Here is a 19,335-nt window from a genome sequence, read left to right as displayed (position 1 = left end):
ATGGAATGGTCGACTGCGTGCACTGACTGGGAATTCAAGCTGGTCGAGCGGAAGTCGATCATTCCTCCGCCGATCTTCGTTGACGAAGCTGAACGCGCGCTGCAGATCTTCAAGGAACTGCGTGTTGTTGATCTGCCTGGCAAGCCCACGTTTGGTGAGTGCAGCGAAGAGTGGGTGTTCGATTTCGTTCGGGCCATCTTTGGTGGCTACGAGTCGGAGACTGGCAAGCAGCTGATCCGGGAATACGGACTGCTGATTAGCAAGAAGAACACGAAGTCGACGATCGCGGCCGGCATCATGCTGACCGCGTTGATTCTCTGCTGGCGGGAGGAGGAAGAACATCTGATCCTCGCGCCAACGAAGGAAGTGGCTGACAACAGCTTCAAGCCGGCCGCAAGCATGGTCCGTGAGGACGAAGAGCTCGCGGCCATGTTCCACATTCAGGACCACATCCGGACGATTACCCACCGGGTGACCCGGAATAGCCTGAAGGTGGTGGCCGCTGACACGGATACCGTATCCGGGAAGAAGTCCGGAAAGGTGTTGGTGGACGAGCTCTGGCTCTTCGGCAAGCGCGCCAATGCCAGCGCAATGTTCATGGAAGCGTTGGGCGGCCAGGTGTCTCGTGATGAGGGGTGGGTGATCTATCTGACTACCCAGTCTGACGATCCGCCGGCAGGTGTGTTCAAGGAGAAACTTGACTACTGGCGAGGTGTCCGTGACGGCAAGATCGTCGACCCAAAGACGCTGCCTGTTCTGTACGAGTTCACGTCTAGGCTGATCGCGTCAAAAGGGTATCTGGATCCGGCTAACTTCTACGTCACGAATCCGAATATCGGGCGCTCTGTGAGCGCGGAGTGGCTGGAGGACCAGCTGCGAAAGAACCAGGCGAAAACGGATGGGACGCTGCAGCAGTTCCTCGCCAAGCACCTGAATGTAGAGATCGGTCTGGCGCTTCGCTCTGACCGCTGGGCCGGCGTGGACTTCTGGCAGCAGCAGGCGCGTACCGGCATTACGCTGGAATCGCTGATCGAGCGGTCCGAGGTGGTGACGATGGGCATCGACGGGGGCGGCCTGGACGACTTGCTTGGTCTGTCCGCTGTTGGTCGGGACACCGAAACGGGCGAGTGGCTTACATGGTGTCATGCCTGGGCGCACCCAAGCGTGCTGGAGCGGCGCAAAGAGATCGCCCCGCGGTTGCACGACTTCGCTGCGGCGGGTCATCTGACGCTGGTGAAGAACATCGGCGAAGACGTTGGGCAGTTGGTCCAGTACGTCTCGCAGGTCGAGGAGTACGGTCTTCTGTTCCAGATCGGGGCAGACCCGGCCGCGCTTGGCGCGATCCTGGACGCGCTGGAGGACGCTGAGATACCCCGCGACAAGATCGTCGGCATCTCGCAGGGCTGGCGCTTGGGTGGAACGATCAAGACGACCGAACGGAAGCTGGCAGAAGGCGTGCTGGTGCACGACGGATCGCCAATGATGGCCTGGTGCGTTGGCAACGCAAAAGTGGAGCCTCGTGGTAACGCAATTCTGATCACAAAACAGGCCAGCGGAACCGCAAAGATTGACCCGCTGATGTCCATGTTCAATGCCGTCGAGCTGATGAGCCGCAACCCAGAAGCGCAAGACGGGCCTGGAATCTATAGCTTATGAAACAGATGATCGCAAAGGCGCTGGGTGGCTGGCGATCCCAACCGCCACCTGCCGTGCCGGCCGCGATCGAGCCGACGCTTGGTGCTGCGGCCACCAAGCCGGCAGACGTCAGCGCACTGGGTGAGAACTCATTTGTCGACGGTCTGTCGATGGACGAGCTGGTGAACCTGCTAGGCGCTGCGTACAGGTCATCGTCAGGCGAAGCCGTGACAGAGAGCACCGCCATGCGGGTCTCAGCCGTGTACGGATGCGTATCGCTGCTGGCCGGTGCGATCTCCACCCTGCCGATCGGCATTTACGAGCGTTCCGGGAATGACCGGCGCAGCGCCGACCATGAATACTGGTGGCTGTTCAACGAGCAGGCGTCGGAGGGATGGACTACCGCGGCTGCGCTGGAGTACCTGATCTCCGCCAAGTTGTTCCACGGCGACGGTTTTGGGCAATTGCTGCGGCCCAGCGCCTATAGCAACCGCGTAATCGGCTGGAAGCCGCTGCACCCGCTGTGTGTGATGCCGTTCCGGCACGAGGGTCGCGTCCTGTACCGCGTCATGCCGAATGACGGTAGCGAGTCGTACACACTGGACAGCGCGGACGTGATTCACTTGCCCAGCCTGGGATTCGATGGGCTGCGCAGTCCCAGTCTGATCACCTATGCAGCGGTCGAGGCCATCGGCGCCGCTATCGCCGCGCAGAAGTACTCCGGCAAGTTCTTCTCGGACGGCGCGAACTTCGATTACGCGCTGAAAACCGAGCAGAAGCTCAAGCAGCCCCAACTGGAGGCGCTGAAAGCGTCGCTGCTGGCGCGGATCCAGAACGGTGGGCGCGGCCCGCTGATCCTGGACGGCGGCCTGGCGCCGGCACAGCTGAGCGTCAACAGCAAGGACGCCGAGATCTTGGCAACGCGGCTTTTTACCGTCGAGGATATTTGCCGGTTCTTCGGCGTGCCGCCGCATATGGTCGGCCATACCGACAAAACCACCAGCTGGGGCAGCGGCATCGAGTCGCAGGGCATCGGATTCGTGCGCTACACGCTGCAGCGTCACCTGACGCCGCTGGCGCAGGAACTGAATCGGAAGCTTTGGCCGGTGCGCCAGCGGTTCTTTGTGGAGCACATCACTGCAGCGCTGGAGCGTGGAGACCTGAAATCGCGATACGAGGCATACAGAATCGCACTGGGCCGCGCTGGAGAGCAGCCGTGGATGAACGCCGACGAAGTGCGTCGGCTGGAAAACATGCCGCCGAACGCGGATCTGAATCTGAATGGAGGTGCCAGTGCGCAACCGACTTAACAAGCTGCTGCAGGACAACCGCAAGGCGTCCGCCCGCCGCTTCGACGTGCTGGCGAAGGACGGTACCGATGAGGCCGAGGTGTTCCTCTACGACGCGATCGTGTCGAACGAGGAAGAGGCAGCCTGGTGGGGTGGCGTGGCGCCGGAATCGTTCGTGAAGGCGCTACGAGAGATCGACGCCAGTACGATTCACCTGCGTATTAACTCGCCAGGCGGCAGCGTGTTTGCCGCCCGCGCAATGGAACAGGCGCTGCGCGACCACAAGGCCAAGATCATCGTTCATATCGACGGTCTTGCCGCCTCGGCTGCCACGTTCATCGCTTTGGCTGGTGATGAGATCGTGATGGGCAAAGGCGCTCTGTTCATGATTCACAAGGCATGGACTGGCATGTGGGGAAACGCCGACGATCTGCGCGCCGAAGCGGATCTGCTGGACAAGATCGACGGCACGTTGGCAGATACGTACGCCGAGCGCACCGGCGCCGATACCAAGCGGATCGCGGACTGGATGTCCGCTGAAACGTGGTTCACCGCCGACGAGGCAGTGGAGCACGGCTTTGCAGACCGCGTGGCCGAGACGGAAGCGAAGGCGAAGGCCTGGAACCTGAGCGCCTACGCCAACGCACCGAAGCCGGAACCGGAGCCGCCACAGACTCCGGCGCCGGCAGCCAATGTCGAGCCTGACCCGACCGCGGCGCCCAACCCCACTCCCTACGCCACGGATGAACACCGCGCCCGCCAGGCGCAGCGTATGAGACTTGTGGCCCAAATCTGACGCGAGTTCGCGCACAGAAACCAGCCGCCTCCGGGCGGCTTTTTTTCGTCCATTGATAAGGAAACGACCCTATGAGCAAACTCGCTCAACTGCGCGAACGCCGCAACGCCAAGGCAAAGGAAGCGCAAGATCTGAACGCCAAGTTCCCGGCCGACCAGCGCATGCCGGCCGCCGAGGCATCGCAGCTGGACGCCATCCTTGCGGAAATCGAGACCATCGACGCCGAGATCGCCCGCGAAAACCGTCTGGCGCAAGTCGCCGGCAACGCTCAGGCGGAGCATGAGGCTGCAATGCACGCTGCCACGCACCCGAACGGCAACGACTCGCCCGAGGCTGGCGCCCTGCGCGCCATGCTGACTGGTGGTCTGTCGGCGCTGAGCCCGGAGCAGCGCAACGCCATGTTTGCGCGCGTGAACCCGGACATTCGCGCCGCCATGTCGACCACGACCGGGAGCGAAGGCGGCTACACCGTTGCCACGGAGTTCAGCCGCAACCTGATCCAAGCCATGCGCGCTGCATTCGCGGTGCGCTCGGTTGCCACGGGCATCCAGACCAGCACTGGCGCTCAGATGCTGTTCCCGACCGCCGATTCGACGGCCGAGGAAGGCGAGATCGTCGGCCAGAACGGCCCGGTGACGGTGGGTGAAACCCAGTTCGGCCAGGCATCGATGGATGTCTACAAGTACTCGTCCAAGTCGATCGCCCTGCCGTTCGAGCTGATCCAGGATGCGATGTTCGACCTGGAGGCATACATCCAGACGCTGCTTAACCTGCGCCTGGGCCGCATCCAGAACCGCCACCACACCGGCGGCACTGGCACCGGCCAGCCGCGAGGCCTGGTGACGGGCTCCACACTGGGCAAGGCCGGCGCCACGGGCCAGACTGCCACCGTCACCTATGACGACCTGGTGGATCTGGAGCACTCGGTAGATCCGTTCTACCGCCCGGCCGGCCGCTTCATGTTCCACGACGACACGCTGAAGTCTGTGCGCAAGATCAAGGACGCGCAAGGCCGTCCGATCTTTGTGCCGGGCTACGAGCAAGGCAATCCGGGCGGTGCTCCCGACCGCCTGCTGGGCCGTGAGATCGTCATCAACCAGAACATGGACCCGATGAGTGTCTCGAAGAAGTCGATCCTGTTCGGCGACTTCTCGAAGTACCTGGTGCGCGATGTGATGGACGTGACGCTGTTCCGTATGACCGACAGCGCCTACACCCTGAAGGGCCAGGTCGGCTTTGTCGCCTTCTGCCGCTCGGGCGCCAACCTGATCGACGTCGGCGGCGCGGTGAAGTACTACCAAAACAGCGCGACCTAAGTATGAATTTCCTCAGCTCCGGCTGGGGCCGTCCCTCATCCACGCACCGAGAAAGAGCCCATGGCAACGAAGCTACCCCAATCCACGAAGACCGCACGCGTGCTGTGCGCGGTCACCATCGACGGTGTCCGTCACAAGCCGAACACCGTCATCGAGAACCTGCCGGCCGACGTGCTGAAGGCGCACGCCAAAGACCTGGACGATGAGCCGGCCGCAGTCGCACTCGCCAAGAGCGAGGGCGGCGAAGTGGTGCAGTACACCGAGCCGAAGGCCCCTGAAGCGGAAGCCACCGAGGAGTGAGCATGTTGTTGTCCAAGACCGTGACCGCTGCTGCGACGACCAAACCGGTATCGGTGGCCGAAGTGAAGACCAGCGCGCGGCTGGACAGCGACATGACAGACCTGGACGAGCACATTGGCACGCTGATTGACGCAGCCCGGATCGAGGCCGAGCAGGAAACTAGCCGCGAACTGGTGCCGCAGACATGGCGGCTTGAGTACTCCGATTGGCCGCGCGAGACGCTCCCGCTGTCGCCAGTCACTGCGCTGGTGTCGGTCGAGTACTTCGATGGAGCCGCGTGGCAACCGGCGAGCGGATGCGTGCTGGAGGATCGCCAGAACGGCCGATCCATCCTGGCGATCCCGCCTGACTTGATCTCTGCCCTTGGCTACCGCAACGGTGCTCGAGTGCGTGTAACCGTTGAGGCGGGCTATGAGACGGTACCGGCCGGCATCAAGGCATGGCTAATCGTCACCAGCGCATGCATGGCTCGCAACTCGTCCCCGCCGGCATACCTGGCCGGGCTGCTGGACGCTGAGAGGGACTGGTAATGAGTCATGACAGCCGAATCACTATCCAGCGGCCAACAGCGGACCAGGCCGACACCGGAGAGCCGGTATCGGCCTGGGAGGACGTGGCCACTGTGTGGGCCACGATCAAGCATATCAGCGGGCTGTCCGCCATCAAGTCCGGCGCCGACGTCTCGGTGGTCAAAGCCAGCATCCGCATCAACTGGCGGACTGGGCTGGACGCCAGCATGCGCGTGGTGCGCGGCACGACCGTGTACGACATCAGGGCAGTGATGCCGGACGAATCTGGTCGAAAGTACGTCGACCTGGTGTGCGAAACCGGCGCCCGGAGGTGATGCTATGGAAGTCCATCTGAGCCTGTCAGGCGACCTGCAGGCCGCGCTGGACCGCCTAGAGGCGGGCATGAAGGAGCGTGTGCTCCGGCCGGCTGCCCATGCCGGCGCCCTGGTGTTTTACGAGGAAGCGCGCCGGCTGGCTCCGGTGTACGACGGGCCGGAGAAGAAAGGCGTAAAACCCGGTCAGTTGCGCAATGCGATCTATCGCGTGTTCTCCGAAAGCAAGTCCGGTGAGACGCAGAAGATCTACGAGGTCAGCTGGAATGCCAAGAAGGCGCCGCACGGCCACCTGATTGAGCGTGGGCATTGGCGGGTGAATAAGGTGATCCGCGTGAACAACCGGTGGGTGGCCACGACTGAGCGTCTGCCGGCGCCGGTGTGGGTGCCCGCGGTGGGGTTCATTCGGCGTTCGTATGACCAGCGCGAAGCTGCGCTGAAGGCGATGCATGAGCGCGCCGCCGAGCGCACGGCGGAAGTGCTGGCGGAGGTCAAAGCATGACGGTAGAGGCCGACATCTTTCGGGCGCTGAAGGGCTTGGTGGGAAACCGTGTCTATCCGGAAGAGGCGCCAGCCGGTGTGGAACTCCCCTTCATCATCTATCAGCAAGTTGGGGGCGATCCGCTGAACTATCTGGCGGGTGTCCCGGACAAGCGAAACGGCCGATTCCAGATCGACGTTTGGGCGAGCAACCGCACTGATTCGTCAACGCTGAGTCGCCAGGCTGAAGACATCCTGCGCGCAGACCCTGTTCTGAGCGCCGATACGCTGACAGGCATGATCGCGACGAAAGACCCAGCGACTGGCTGGCGCGGATCGTCGCAAGATTTCAGCATCTGGTTCACGAATTAACGCCCGTTCGGGCATCAACCACTGACCCGCTGCGGCGGGCTTCTTTACTTCAGGAGTCTCATATGTCTCTGAGCTTGCCCAACGGGGCAGTCTTTTCCCTGGCCACTACGGTTGGTGCAGCCATTGCTGTCACGGCGCTGACAAACGCAAGTCCGGCGGTGGCCTCGGCTGCAGCCCATGCTCTGGTAGACGGCGACATCGTCGAGATCATCTCCGGCTGGCCAGCACTGAACGGCCGCGTCGCGCGTGTCATCGATAGCGAGGCCGGTACGTTCGCCTTGGAGGGCATCAATACAACGGACGCCACGAAATACCCCACAGGTGCGGGTATCGGCAGCGTCCGCAAAATCCTCACGTGGACGCCAATCACGCAGGTTCTCGAGGCGTCGATGTCCGGTGGCGAACAGCAGTTCTACAACTACCAGCTTCTCGAGGACACGGGCGACGAACGGCAGATACCAACAATTCGCAGCGCGCGTTCGGCAACGCTGCAGATTGCTGATGACGACACGCTGCCGCACTACGCGGTCCTCGATGCCGCTGATGCCGAGCGCAAACCGCGTGCGATCTGGTTGCAACTGCCCAGCAGGGCACGCACCTACTACCGCGCATATGTCTCCTTCAACAAGGTGCCGACGCTGACGAAGAACCAGGCAATGGCCTTGTCTGTCGCGCTGTCGATCGACGGCGAGCCGACGCGTTACTCGGGAGCACAGGCATGAGCTTCAAGGTCAAAGTGAATCCCACTTTCGTTGGCGAGGCGAAGATCCATGTGCCGGGTGAGGGACCGAAGCCACTCAAACTGGTGTTCAAGCACAAGAGATCCGAGGCTGCTGCCGAGTTCTACCAGCGGGCAGCCGAGCTGTCGCTGGATGTCGCCCGGCCGATCAGCGAGCAGTACGCGAGCCACCTTCTGGAGATCGTTGAGGGTTGGTGCGACGTGGATATGGAGTTCTCTGCCGAAGCGTTTGCCGAACTGCTGGCGAACTACGCCTTCGCCGCCCAAGCGATTCAGGAAGCGTACTTCGAGGAGCTGGCCGGAGCTCGCCGGGGAAACTGATCGAGGCGGCACGCGCACTGTACTGGCGTCCTCCGGACGCCACGCAGTTGGCGGCATTTGGACTGACGATCGCGGACTATCCCCGACCGGAGGTTGACCTCTGGCCGGAGACGGTCATGGCGTTCGACGTCTTCTGTCGCATGGTCACGCAGTGGCGCATGGGGATGGCTGGTCCCATAGGGCTTGACTACAGCGTGCTGCCATTCGTGATGCGTATGGCATGTGTACCGCGCAAGCAACGCAAAGGCGTCTTCGAGCAGGTTCGCATCATGGAAGATGCCGCGCTCGCGACGATGAACGAGGGGTGATATGTCCGAGGTGATCGGCAAGGCGACACTGGAGGTTGGGGCGGATTCGTCCTCGCTGGAGGCCGGACTCGCCAAGGCTGGAGAGGCCGTCCAGCAACTGGAGCGGACCGCCGCTACCTCGTCGCAGAGGACTGCCGGTAACTTCAAGGGTGTAGGCGATGCGGCAACCGATGCGTCGCGGAAAATGGACGCGAGCGCCAAGCAGTTCATTGCCAGACTCACGACACAGGCGAACACCGCTGGCTTGTCGAATTCTGCGGCCAAGGAATACATCGCCATCTCCAAGGGCATCCCAAAGGAGGTCTACGAGCCGCTGATTGCCAAGCTCCGTGAGGCGGAGCAGCAGTTTGGCAAGACGGGCGTCTCGGCTGCTCAGACCGCCGCTGCGATGCGCATGGTGCCGGCGCAGATGACCGACATCGTGACGCAGCTCGCAGGCGGGCAAAGTCCCCTGTTGGTGCTGACGCAGCAGGGCGGGCAGCTCAAGGACATGTTCGGCGGCATCGGTCCCGCTGTGCGCGGGTTCGGTACGTACCTCGCCGGGCTGGTGAATCCGCTGACGGTGACGGCCGCCGCTGCGATGACCCTGGCCGGTGCCATGTACCAGGGCTCGCAGGAGCAGACGGCATTTCAAAAGTCGCTGATCCTGACTGGCAACTATGCCGGTGTCAGCGCAAACCAGCTGGTGGCTATGTCCGCCGAGATCAGCCGGACGGTCGGCACGCAGGGCGCGGCGGCGGCAGTCCTCAATGACCTGGCCGCATCAGGCAAGGTGGCGGCCGACCAGCTCCAGGTGGTGGGCACGGCCACAGTCACCCTGGCGAAGGTGGGGGTGGCCGTCAAGGAAACCGTCGGTCATTTCAATGATCTGGGCGACGAGCCGGTGAAAGCCGCCCTCAAGCTCAATGAGCAGTATCACTTCCTGACAGACACGGTCTACCAGCAGATCAAGGCTCTGGAAGAGCAGGGTGACAAGGACCAGGCCGCCGCCTTGGCGCAGCGTACTTACGCTCAGGAAATGACGCAGCGTGCCAACCAGGTGCTCCAGCATCTTGGTCTCATGGAGCGCGGCTGGAATTCCGTCGCCGGCGCCGCCAAGGGCGCATGGGATTACATGCTGGGCATCGGCAGGCCCGACACGCTCGCTGACGTGCGGCGCAATATCGCCGCCGTTCAGTCTGAGCTGGAAAAGATGGGGCAGCCGACCGGCTTTGACTCCACGGGCGGCGGCGCTGCCACCGGCAACGGCGATCGTCGACGGGTAGGTGCCTTGGCGCGGCTCAAGGCGCTGCAGGCGCAGGAAACGGCGCTACAGGCCGATGCCGACAAGGCGGCAGCCGATGGGCGGCGGCAGCGCGACGAGCAGGAAAAGATCGCCGCCAGACAGCGGCTGGAGGCGCAGGAAAAGGCTACCCGATCGCGTGCGCAGCAGCGTGCCGACGAGATCGACCAGCTGCGGAAAGATGGCGAGAAAGTCGGTCTTACCGAGGAAGAGATCGCCAAGCGTATCGCGGCTGTCAACGAGAAATACAAAGACCCGAAGGCGTCGCACGGCAAGGCATACACCGAGGACTACGCCACCCGCTACCTCGACCAGCTCAAACAGACTGAGGCAGCAACCAAGGCCGCGCTGGAGGATAGCGACAAGCTGACGGCAGCCGCGAAAGCACGCGCGGAGTTCGAGCAACAGATCGCCGACATCAAGACAAAGAAAGTCCTGACGGCCGATCAGAAAAGCCTGCTCGCACGGCAGGATGAGATCCGCGCTCAGCTCGATCTGAACGTCGCTGCCGATGCTGCGCTTGAGAGCAAGAAGGCGCAGACCAAAGAGGCTGAAAAACAGGTGCGCCTGGCGGAGCAGGCGCGCGCGCAGGCCGCCGGCATTGACGTCCGGATCGGCGAGGGCGCGAGTACTCGTGCGGACCAGTACTCGCGCCAGCTCGATGCCTTCGGCATGGGTGGCCGGGCGATGGAGCAGGTGAGCGCCGCCAAGAGCATCTATCGCGAGTTCGCGCGCGTCCGGACGGACTGGATCAAGAGCATGACCGACCGGGGGCAACTCGGGACGCCACTGTTTCAAGACGAATTGGTCCGGATCAATGAAGGCGAACGCGCGGCGCTGGACCAATTGGGGCAGTACTACGACCAACTGAGCCAGAAACGTGCCGACTGGAGCAACGGTGCGCGCGCAGCGTTCGCCGACTACCAGGACTATGCCGCCAACGTTGCCGATCAGACGGGCCGGCTATTCGGCAATGCCTTCCAGGGCATGGAAGATGGCTTGGTCAGCTTCGTCACGACGGGCAAGGCGTCGTTCGCTGATTTTGCCAAGTCCGTGATCGCGGATCTGGCGCGTATCGCCGCGCGAGCGGCAATCTCGGGCTTGTTCCAGATGGGGATCAATCTCCTCGGTGGGGTGCTCGGCGGCTCGCTGGGTGGCGCCGGGGCCTTCGACGGGGCGGCGGGTGCCGCGGCTGGCGCTCCTGGCCAAATTGCGACTCCGCTGGCCGGCGACCTCTTCGGTAATGCGGGTTCCGTGCCGGGCAACTACGGCTCGGGGATATTTGCCCTACCGGCGCGCGCAAGCGGCGGCCCGGTGGTGGCTGGTCAGCCGTACCTGGTCGGCGAAGAGGGGCCGGAGATCCATGTCCCGAGCACAGCGGGCACGATTATCCCGAACAAGGCGTTGGGTGGCTCGAAGGTGACGCTGAATTTCTATGGCGCGCCTGGCGAGCCGGAAGTCAGGAAGTCCGAGGACGCTGCGGGTAACACCAACATTGATGTGATCTGGAAACAGATCGACCAGCGCATTGACCAGCGCATGTCGAAGAACATGGTCGGGCAGGGCGGCTATGCGGCCCAGATTCGCAACGGAATGATCTGATATGGCAATCGAAACCTTCATGTGGCGGGCCAGCGGCCCAGGCGCGCAGGGGGACGTCACCCTGCGCGTACGGGGTGCGCAGTTTGGCGATGGCTATGCGCAGGCTGTGCCCGACGGTATCAACAACAAGGTCGAGGCGTGGCCACTGCAGTTCGTGGGCGATCGCGACACCATCAAGGCGATCCGCGATTTCCTGGACCGGCACGCCGGCGCGACGTCGTTCTACTGGACGCCGCCGCTCGGCGAGCAGGGCCGGTACAAGGTGGCGCGGTACGCCCTCGGCCCAGCGGCCAAGGGCGTCTACACCCTCTCCGCAACTTTTCAGCAGGCGTTCGCGCCGTAGAAGATGGCAAAACAGACAATCAACCTCGGTTACCCGCCGAAAGGCGATGGCGGTGATGATTCGCGCACGGGCTTCACCAAGGCAAACGCGAATTTTGACGAGCTGTACGCCAAGGCTCAGTCGCAACTGGTGAAGGATGTCGGAGGCGCAGGCGTGATTGCCCTGTCTGCTCAGGAGGCGCTGACGGGGATTATGTATTTATACGGTGCGTTGACTGGGAATCGGGAAGTTGCAGTACCGGATTCCGTCCCGCAGACATGGATTGTTGTGAATGCCACCACCGGGCCATTCACGCTTCGCTTTCGAACGGTGAGTGGAACGGGCCCTGTTCTTGCGGCCGGATCAAGCGTTGTGGTGTTTAGCGACGGCGGTAACGTCTCGGATGTCGATGGGATCATGCGGTACCAGGTCGGTCAACTCATGACGGCAGCGAGTGCTGACGTGGGCAGGGTCTCATTTTTCGCGGCCAGCACGCCCCCATCTGGATACCTGGAGTGCAATGGGGCAGCCCTCTTCAGGTCCGACTTTCCTCCACTGTTCGCCAGAATTGGCACGACTTTCGGAGCGGGAAACGGCTCAACGACATTCAACATCCCGGATCTGCGAGGGGAGTTTCTGCGTGGATGGGATCACGGCAAGGGCGTGGATCCAGGGCGCGCATTCGGTAGCTTTCAGGATCAGGCTGTGATCAGCCATAGCCATACCATTCCTGCATCCATTCTGTATGCCATGGCCGGGACAGCGTATGCGGGCGGCACCTACGGCAACACCTTATCCAACCAGGGGACGGGCGCCGCAGGGGGGTCGGAAACGCGCCCGCGAAACGTCGCATTGCTTCCGTGCATCAAGTATTGAGGGCAGGTATGAAAGTCACGAACTACGACAACTTCACCGGCGTGCCAACCAGCGTTGGCGTTGCTACCGATAACCCGGTGAATCCTGATATGCCGCTCATTCCAGCGTACGCGACCGTGCAGGATGCGCCCTCGGTGCAGGCCGGGCAGGTGGCGATCTATGTGGATCCACATGGCGTGCCGCCGATGAACTGGGAGTTTGGTGAATGGAAGATCGTTCCCGACTATCGGGCCATTCCCCTCTACAGTGTGCCTAGCGGTGAGCCGTACGAAATCGGGGGGCAGTACGCTGGAGTCGGGCCCCTTCCCGCTATGGTGACGGACCAGCCTCGCCCCTCTCCGGCTCACGTCTGGCGCGATGGTGCATGGGTGCTGGACGAGGGGCTGGCCGCCACGCTGCGAGTGGACGCGGCCCGCATCAAGCGTCAGGCGGAATCGGCTCGAGCGCGCACCGCGATCGAGCCATTGCAGATGGCTGTCGAGCTTGGCATCCAAACGGAGGCTGAAGGTGCGGCATTGATCGAGTGGAGGCGATACTTCGTCGCGCTGAGCCGCATCGATGTGACAGCAGCGACGATTGAATGGCCGGAGGCACCCGTCACATGAGCATTCAGGCCGATGTACAGAAGCTGGAGCCTGGTGAGTGGGTCGAAGTGTTCGAACTGGACGCGACCGCTATTGGTGGTGATGTCCTCTGCTTTCACGGTTACACGCAGGTCGGCTCGATCTGGTGGCAGGGTAAGGAGTACTCGCCCTGGTCGATTCAGGTGGAGGGATTCGCGCGCACAGGCGATGGCCAGCAGCCCACGCCCACCCTGCGCGTGGGAAACGTGGACGGCTCGATCTCGGCGCTATGCCTGTTCCTTGCCGACATGGTTGGTGCGCAGCTCACGCGCCGGCAGACGCTCGGCAAGTATCTGGACGCCAGAAACTTCCCTGGTGGGAATGCGGATGCCGACCCGGGTGAAGAGTTGCCGCCGGAGATCTGGCTGCTCGAACGAAAGGCGGAAGAATCAGCCGTCTCCGTGACGTTCGAGCTGTCTAGCGCGCTGGATTTCGGCGATGCGCAGATCCCGGCGCGCCAGATCGTTGCCAATATCTGCATGTGGCTGACGAAGGGGGGGTATCGCGGTCCCTATTGCGGGTACACCGGCGTGGACTATTTCGATCGCGACGATAACCGCGTTACCGATCAGGTGCTGGACAAATGCGGCGGCCGTCTCTCGTCGTGCAAGGCCCGGTTTGGAGCAAACAACCCGCTGCCATACGGTTCGTTTCCGGCAGCGGATCTCGTCAGGGGGTGATATGCGGCGCGAAACCTTGCTGGCCGTGCGAGAGCACGCGCAGCGTGACTACCCGCGCGAGGCCTGCGGGCTGGTGGTGATCGTCAAGGGGCGGGAGCGATATGTCCCGTGCCGGAACGTAGCAGCTGGCACCGAACATTTCGTGATGCCGGCCGAGGACTATGCGGCGGCCGAAGACCTCGGCGAAGTGATTGCGCTGGTGCACACGCACCCGGACGCGCCGGCCACGCCTAGCGAGGCTGATCGTGTCAGCTGCGAGGGATCTGGTTTGCCCTGGCACATCCTGTCCTGGCCGGCGGATGACTTGCAGTCGATCGAGCCAGTCGGCTACCAGGCGCCGCTAGTCGGGCGCGAGTTCGCCCATGGAGTGCTGGACTGCTATGCGTTGATCCGGGACTGGTATCGCCGCGAGCGTGGCATCGAGCTGCTCGACTTTGAGCGTCGCGATAACTGGTGGAATCGCGGCGATGATCTGTACATGCAGCACTATGCAGAGGCGGGATTCGTCGTAGTCTCGCAGGATCATCCGGAGCAGGTGGGTGATGTGATTCTGATGCAGCTGCGCTCCAAGGTTCCGAACCATGCGGCGATCTATCTTGGTGATGGGTTGATGCTGCATCACCAGCATGGCAGGCTGTCTTCGCGCGATGTTTATGGCGGATATTGGCAGGAGATCACGCGCTGTGTGCTTCGATTGAAATGTGATGTTGCACTAGAATAGCGGCGAAATTAACTCCTGCGAGGGGATGATATGCGGGCGGTAGCTTTGCTTGGGGGGTGTGCGTTGCTAATGGCTGGTTGCGTTGGAATGACGCAAACTCAGATTCGACAAGTTCAGCCGGAACTGCGACAAACCAAGGCGACCGCAAACGCGGTTCTTGAGTGCGTGCAGGTCAGCCTGAATGACTTACCGAAGATCACCACGTATCCAAGTGGCGGGCGGACGGAGATCAGTATTGGCCTTGATCAGTTGGGCGATTATCGAGTCTATTACCTTATTGATCTTCGTGCCGTTGAGGGTGGAACTGCGCTTGCGGTTCGACGAGCGAATTCGGGGATCCGCCAGCTGAGCGAGAAGGAACTGGACGCGCTGTTAGACCGATGTGCGCCGCGCGCATAGCTAGTTACCATTATCGATTGAAATTACCCGCCTTTAGGGCGGGTTTTTAATTTGGCGACATGGAAAAGATTCGAACCATTCGACTTTACGGAAATCTGGGGGTGCGGTTTGGTCGCGTGCACCGGCTGGCGATCGCCAATGCGGCGGAGGCCGTGCGGGCGCTGAGTGTGCTAGTGCCGGGGTTCCGGGCTGAGTTGCAGGACAGCAGCGAACGGGGCGTGGCTTATGCGGTGTTCATTGGCCGGCAGAACGTTGGTCATGATCAGATGTGTACGCCGCCAGGCGGTGACGACATCCGCATTGCGCCGGTCATGCGCGGTGCAAAGCGCGCAGGCCTGTTTCAGACGATCTTGGGTGTCGCGCTCGTCGCGCTGGCATGGTGGAATCCTCCGGCCCTTGGCATGACCGCGCAAATGGCGTTCGGTGTGGGTCTGGCGGGCGCCTCGATGGCGCTCGGTGGTGTCGTGCAGATGCTGTCGCCGCAAGCGAAGGGCCTGTCGACGAAGGATTCGCCGAACAATGGGGCCAGCTACAACTTCAACGGACCGGTGAACACCACGGCGCAGGGCAATCCCGTGCCGATTCTGTACGGACGAATGATCGTCGGCAGCGCCGTGCTCTCCGGTGGCATTTTCGCTGAGGATCAGGCATAGCGCCGCGTGTCCTTCAATAACCTGGCCCCGCCTTCGTGCGGGGCCTTTTCATTTGGTGCAGGGAATATGCGCGACATCATTGGCTATGGGGGCGGCGGAAAAGGTGGGGGCGGAGGCAGCGCCCCGTCGGAAAGCCCGGACAGCCTGCACTCGATCGCGTACGCGCGCGTGCTGGATCTCGTTTCCGAGGGGGAGATCCATGGGCTGGTCAATGGCCTGCAAAGCGTCTACCTGGATAGCACGCCGCTGATGAATGCCGACGGCTCGCAGAATTTCCAGGGCGTATCGCTGGCGTACCGCAACGGCACGCAGGATCAGGACTACATTCCCGGCTTCCCGTCCGTTGAGAACGAGGCGGCGGTCGGCGTGGAACTGAAGGCGGCCACGCCGTGGGTGCGTGCCGTGAACAACACTGCGCTCTCTGCGGTGCGCATCCGGTTGGGGGTGCCCTCGCTCTCGAAGGCCAACACCAGCACGGGAGACATCGGCGGGTATCGGGTCGAGTACGCCATCGATGTCGCAACCGATGGTGCGGCATATCATCAGGTGCTGCTGACGGCTTTCGACGGTAAGACAACCAACAACTACCAGCGCAGCCATCGTGTGGAGTTGCCACCAGCCAGGCAGGGGTGGAACGTGCGCGTGCGGCGGATCACGCCAAACGCCAACAGCAACACCATCGCGGATACCACTCGTATCGAGTCCTATACCGAGGTCATCGACGCCAAGCTGCGCTACCCGAATAGCGCCATCGTGGCCCTCCAGATCGACGCCCGGCAGTTCAACAGCATTCCGGCGCGGTCGTTCGACATGAAGGGGCGGATTCTCCGCGTGCCGTCGAACTACACGCCGGAAACGCGTAGCTACACCGGCGTGTGGGATGGGACTTTCAAGACGGCGTGGACCGACAACCCGGCGTGGATCTTCTACGACCTGGTGCTGCATCCTCGCTATGGACTTGGCGATCGCGTGAACGCCGCGATGGTCGACAAGTGGTCGCTCTACCAGATCGCGCGGTATTGCGACGAGCTGGTCCCAGATGGGCGGGGTGGGCAAGAGCCACGCTTTACTTGCAATGTGTACCTGCAGGCGCGCGCCGACGCGTACAAGGTGCTGCAGGATCTGGCGTCGATCTTTCGCGGCATGGCCTACTGGGCGTCCGGCACCGTGGTCGCTGCGGCGGACATGCCGTCTGACCCGGAGTACACCTTCGCGGCGTCCAACGTGATTGATGGCCGCTTTTCCTACGCCGGCAGCGGGCTGAAGGCCCGCAAGACGGTGGCGTTGGTGTCGTGGAACGATCCGTCCGACTTCTACCGGGCCAAGGTCGAGTATGTGCCGGATGACGATGGCATTGCGCGCTACGGCGTGCGCCAGACCGAGGTGACGGCATTTGGCTGCACGTCGCAGGGGCAGGCGCACCGCGCCGGGCAGTGGATCTTGCTCACCAGCCGCATGGAGACTGAGACCGTGACATTCGGGGTCGGCCTCGACGCGGCATTAGTGAGGCCGGGTAGCGTTGTCCGCATTGCAGATCCTGCTCGAGCCGGGCGGCGATTGGGTGGCCGCGTGCGCGTGGCACCCGGCACGCGCCAGGTGCAGCTCGACAAGGTCGATCAGATCCAGCCTGGCGACGCTCTTACGGTCGCCTTGCCCTCAGGGGCCGTGCAGACGCGGACGGTCGTGGAGGTTGTGGGTTCCACCGTCCGGGTGTCGGCGGACTGGACCGAGAGCATCCAGGCAGAGGCGGTCTGGGCGGTTGACAGCGCCACGCTGAAAACCCAGCTGTTCCGCGTGCTGTCGATTACGGAAGGCGATGGCATCACCCGTCAGGTGACGGCGCTCAGGCATGAGGCGGGAAAATTCGCAGCGATCGACAACGGTTCCCGGCTGGAATCGCGGCCAGTGACCGTTATCCCGCCATCCGTACAGCCTCCGCCCACCGGCGTGGAAATCAGATCGTATTCCGTCATTGGGCAAGGCATCGCGTCAACGACGATGGTTGTCAGCTGGTCGCCATCGGATAGAGCCGTGGCCTATGAGGTGGGATGGCGTCGCGACAACGGGGAATGGGTCAGGGCCGGCCGTACGGGCTCCTGCAGCCTGGAGGTGACGAGCATCTACGCCGGCACGTATCTGGCGCGTGTGCGTGCGGTCAATGCCCTGGACGTGGCATCGATCCCTGCCTACTCGGTGGAAACGGTGCTGACCGGAAAAACGACGCCGCCGCCCGTTGTGACGTCGTTGGTGGCCACAGGGCTGGTGTTCTCGATTCGGCTGGATTGGGGGTTCCCGCCGGGGCCATCCGATGTGGAGCGTACCGAGATCTGGTACAGCAAGACGCTGAGCCGTACTGATGCCATCAAGCTGGCCGACTTTGCCTTCCCGCAGAACACTCACACGATCATGGGATTGGCGGCCGGGCAGCGCTTTTGGTTCTGGGCGCGCCTGGTCGACAAGAGCGGCAACATCGGCGCCTGGTACCCGACCGGCAACGGTGTGCAGGGGCAGAGCAGTGCAGATGCCGGCCCCATTCTGGACGCGATCGCGGGGCAGATCACCGAATCCCAGTTGGGCAAGGATCTGCTAGGGAGAATCGACCTGATCGACGGCCCGCCAGATATGGTCGGTTCTGTGGCTGCGCGGGTGAAAGCCGAGCAAACGGCCCGGACCGATGCGGATTCGGCCTTGGCCACCAGGCTGGATTCGGTCGTGGCGACATTCGGGCCACCGCCGATGGCTGGGGATACCGGGACGAATGCCGGCTCGACGCTGATTATGGCGGGCGTCTGGTCCGAGCAGGCGGCGCGCGCGGAGGCCGATATGGCGCTGGCCAGGCAGCAGACCACGCTCCAGGCGCAAATCGGGCAAAACGCAGCGGTGGTGCAGCAAACGGCGTCAGCAGTCGTGGCGCTGAACGGGAAGATCTCCGCGGCGTGGAACATCAAAGTAGGGGTCACGCAGGATGGCAAGTACTACGGTGCAGGCATGGCCATCGGAATCGACAACGAAGCCGGCGCCGTGCAGTCACAGATCCTGTTTCAGGCCGACCGTTTCGCGCTACTGAACGTGGCCAACGGTGCCGTGACGTCACCGTTCGTGGTGCAGAACGGTCAGACGTTCATTAGCCAGGCATTTATCGGGGTGGGATGGATCACCAGCGCGATGATAGCCAATGCGGCCATTACCAATGCGCAGATTGACAATGCTGCGATTACGACGGCCAAGATCCAAGACGGCAGCATCACAAATGCAAAGATCGACAGCGCTGCGATCGACTCGGGCCAGATCCGCCTGGCGGCAATCCAGAGCGCCCACATCGTTGACGCCTCCATCAGCACGCTGAAGATTGCTGGGGAGGCCGTGACGGTCCCGCGCGGCTCCGTCAATGGAAGCGGCAGCACTTCCATAAGCGATACGACGATCTGCACGATCTCGATGCCTGCCGGTATCCCAACGGTGCTTGTGCAGGCATCGGTTGTACTCCGGGCGGCCGGTACAGCGCGGGCCTACCTGGTGCGCAATGGTGTGCCGGTGTCGGATTACTACTTTGGCTCTCAGGCGGGCCCATCGGTCGTGACCCCGACGCTTGCCTACTTCGACACGTCCCAAGCCGCAGCCACGTATCAGCTCGTGGTGGGGCCATCTGGTACCGGTGGGCAGGTCGATTGGAATGGTGCCGTGCTGACCGGACTTGGCATCAAGCGATGAGGCTTGGTTCGGAAACTGCCGCCTTCGGGCGGTTTTTTATTGGCCCGCCCTGTGCGGGCCTTTCTCATT

At 62.7% G+C, this 19,335-nt stretch carries 21 protein-coding genes; all 21 read left to right on the top strand.

Features of this window, described 5'->3' with window-relative positions:
* The 21 genes from WD006_RS06165 to WD006_RS06065 all read left to right on the top strand — a co-directional run bounded on the left by WD006_RS06165 (position 1) and on the right by WD006_RS06065 (position 19,266).
* Positions 1-1,656 carry a terminase large subunit gene (locus WD006_RS06165; protein WP_029307765.1) on the top strand — a complete coding sequence of 552 codons (1,656 nt, stop codon included), beginning with the start codon at positions 1-3 and terminating at the stop codon, positions 1,654-1,656.
* Entirely contained in the window at positions 1,653-2,945 is a 1,293-nt protein-coding gene (locus WD006_RS06160; protein WP_231108885.1) for a phage portal protein, read from the top strand. Before WD006_RS06165 ends, WD006_RS06160 begins: the two co-directional genes overlap by 4 nt.
* Positions 2,929-3,720 (top strand): head maturation protease, ClpP-related, encoded by a 792-nt coding sequence (locus WD006_RS06155; protein WP_051723111.1) that lies wholly within the window; start codon positions 2,929-2,931, stop codon positions 3,718-3,720. Before WD006_RS06160 ends, WD006_RS06155 begins: the two co-directional genes overlap by 17 nt.
* Positions 3,721-3,791: 71 nt before the next feature.
* On the top strand, positions 3,792-5,036 hold the full coding sequence (locus WD006_RS06150) for a phage major capsid protein (RefSeq protein ID WP_029307768.1): 1,245 nt from the start codon (positions 3,792-3,794) through the stop codon (positions 5,034-5,036).
* Positions 5,037-5,096: 60 nt separating this feature from the next.
* Positions 5,097-5,336, top strand: a complete 240-nt coding sequence (locus WD006_RS06145) for a hypothetical protein (RefSeq protein ID WP_029307769.1) — start codon at positions 5,097-5,099, stop codon at positions 5,334-5,336.
* Positions 5,337-5,338: 2 nt separating this feature from the next.
* A complete protein-coding gene (locus WD006_RS06140) occupies positions 5,339-5,866 on the top strand; it encodes a head-tail connector protein (protein WP_051723100.1) in 528 nt (175 codons plus the stop codon).
* Positions 5,866-6,180 (top strand): phage head closure protein, encoded by a 315-nt coding sequence (locus WD006_RS06135; protein ID WP_029307771.1) that lies wholly within the window; start codon positions 5,866-5,868, stop codon positions 6,178-6,180. Before WD006_RS06140 ends, WD006_RS06135 begins: the two co-directional genes overlap by 1 nt.
* Positions 6,181-6,184: 4 nt before the next feature.
* A complete protein-coding gene (locus WD006_RS06130) occupies positions 6,185-6,679 on the top strand; it encodes an HK97 gp10 family phage protein (RefSeq protein ID WP_029307772.1) in 495 nt (164 codons plus the stop codon).
* Entirely contained in the window at positions 6,676-7,029 is a 354-nt protein-coding gene (locus WD006_RS06125) for a DUF3168 domain-containing protein (protein WP_029307773.1), read from the top strand. The genes WD006_RS06130 and WD006_RS06125 overlap by 4 nt, the downstream gene beginning before the upstream one ends.
* A gap of 62 nt (positions 7,030-7,091) precedes the next feature.
* Positions 7,092-7,751, top strand: coding sequence for a phage tail protein (locus WD006_RS06120; protein ID WP_029307774.1), 660 nt, complete (start codon positions 7,092-7,094; stop codon positions 7,749-7,751).
* On the top strand, positions 7,748-8,089 hold the full coding sequence (locus WD006_RS06115; protein WP_029307775.1) for a phage tail assembly chaperone: 342 nt from the start codon (positions 7,748-7,750) through the stop codon (positions 8,087-8,089). Before WD006_RS06120 ends, WD006_RS06115 begins: the two co-directional genes overlap by 4 nt.
* Before the next feature lie 47 nt (positions 8,090-8,136).
* On the top strand, positions 8,137-8,397 hold the full coding sequence (locus tag WD006_RS06110; RefSeq protein WP_267880319.1) for a DUF1799 domain-containing protein: 261 nt from the start codon (positions 8,137-8,139) through the stop codon (positions 8,395-8,397).
* Position 8,398: 1 nt separating this feature from the next.
* The gene (locus WD006_RS06105; RefSeq protein ID WP_029307777.1) at positions 8,399-11,281 is read left to right on the top strand and encodes a phage tail tape measure protein; all 2,883 of its coding nucleotides are present in this window, start codon (positions 8,399-8,401) and stop codon (positions 11,279-11,281) included.
* A 1-nt stretch (position 11,282) separates the two neighbouring features.
* Positions 11,283-11,624, top strand: coding sequence for a phage tail protein (locus tag WD006_RS06100; protein WP_029307778.1), 342 nt, complete (start codon positions 11,283-11,285; stop codon positions 11,622-11,624).
* A gap of 3 nt (positions 11,625-11,627) precedes the next feature.
* A complete protein-coding gene (locus WD006_RS06095; protein WP_051723101.1) occupies positions 11,628-12,479 on the top strand; it encodes a phage tail protein in 852 nt (283 codons plus the stop codon).
* Positions 12,480-12,487: 8 nt separating this feature from the next.
* Positions 12,488-13,084, top strand: coding sequence for a tail fiber assembly protein (locus WD006_RS06090; protein WP_029307780.1), 597 nt, complete (start codon positions 12,488-12,490; stop codon positions 13,082-13,084).
* Positions 13,081-13,782: a phage minor tail protein L gene (locus tag WD006_RS06085; protein ID WP_029307781.1), complete on the top strand. Its 702-nt coding sequence runs from the start codon at positions 13,081-13,083 to the stop codon at positions 13,780-13,782. The genes WD006_RS06090 and WD006_RS06085 overlap by 4 nt, the downstream gene beginning before the upstream one ends.
* 1 nt (position 13,783) lies before the next feature.
* A complete protein-coding gene (locus tag WD006_RS06080; protein ID WP_029307782.1) occupies positions 13,784-14,503 on the top strand; it encodes a C40 family peptidase in 720 nt (239 codons plus the stop codon).
* Positions 14,504-14,590: 87 nt separating this feature from the next.
* The gene (locus WD006_RS06075; RefSeq protein ID WP_029307783.1) at positions 14,591-14,902 is read left to right on the top strand and encodes a hypothetical protein; all 312 of its coding nucleotides are present in this window, start codon (positions 14,591-14,593) and stop codon (positions 14,900-14,902) included.
* 59 nt (positions 14,903-14,961) lie between these two features.
* Positions 14,962-15,555: a tail assembly protein gene (locus tag WD006_RS06070; RefSeq protein WP_029307784.1), complete on the top strand. Its 594-nt coding sequence runs from the start codon at positions 14,962-14,964 to the stop codon at positions 15,553-15,555.
* A 66-nt stretch (positions 15,556-15,621) separates the two neighbouring features.
* A complete protein-coding gene (locus tag WD006_RS06065; protein ID WP_080711396.1) occupies positions 15,622-19,266 on the top strand; it encodes a host specificity protein J in 3,645 nt (1,214 codons plus the stop codon).
* The last annotated feature ends 69 nt before the right edge of the window (positions 19,267-19,335 follow it).

The sequence above is a fragment of the Cupriavidus sp. Met-2 genome (assembly GCF_049843575.1).
Classification (GTDB): domain Bacteria; phylum Pseudomonadota; class Gammaproteobacteria; order Burkholderiales; family Burkholderiaceae; genus Cupriavidus; species Cupriavidus metallidurans.
This window is presented reverse-complemented; position numbering and strand designations above follow the sequence as displayed.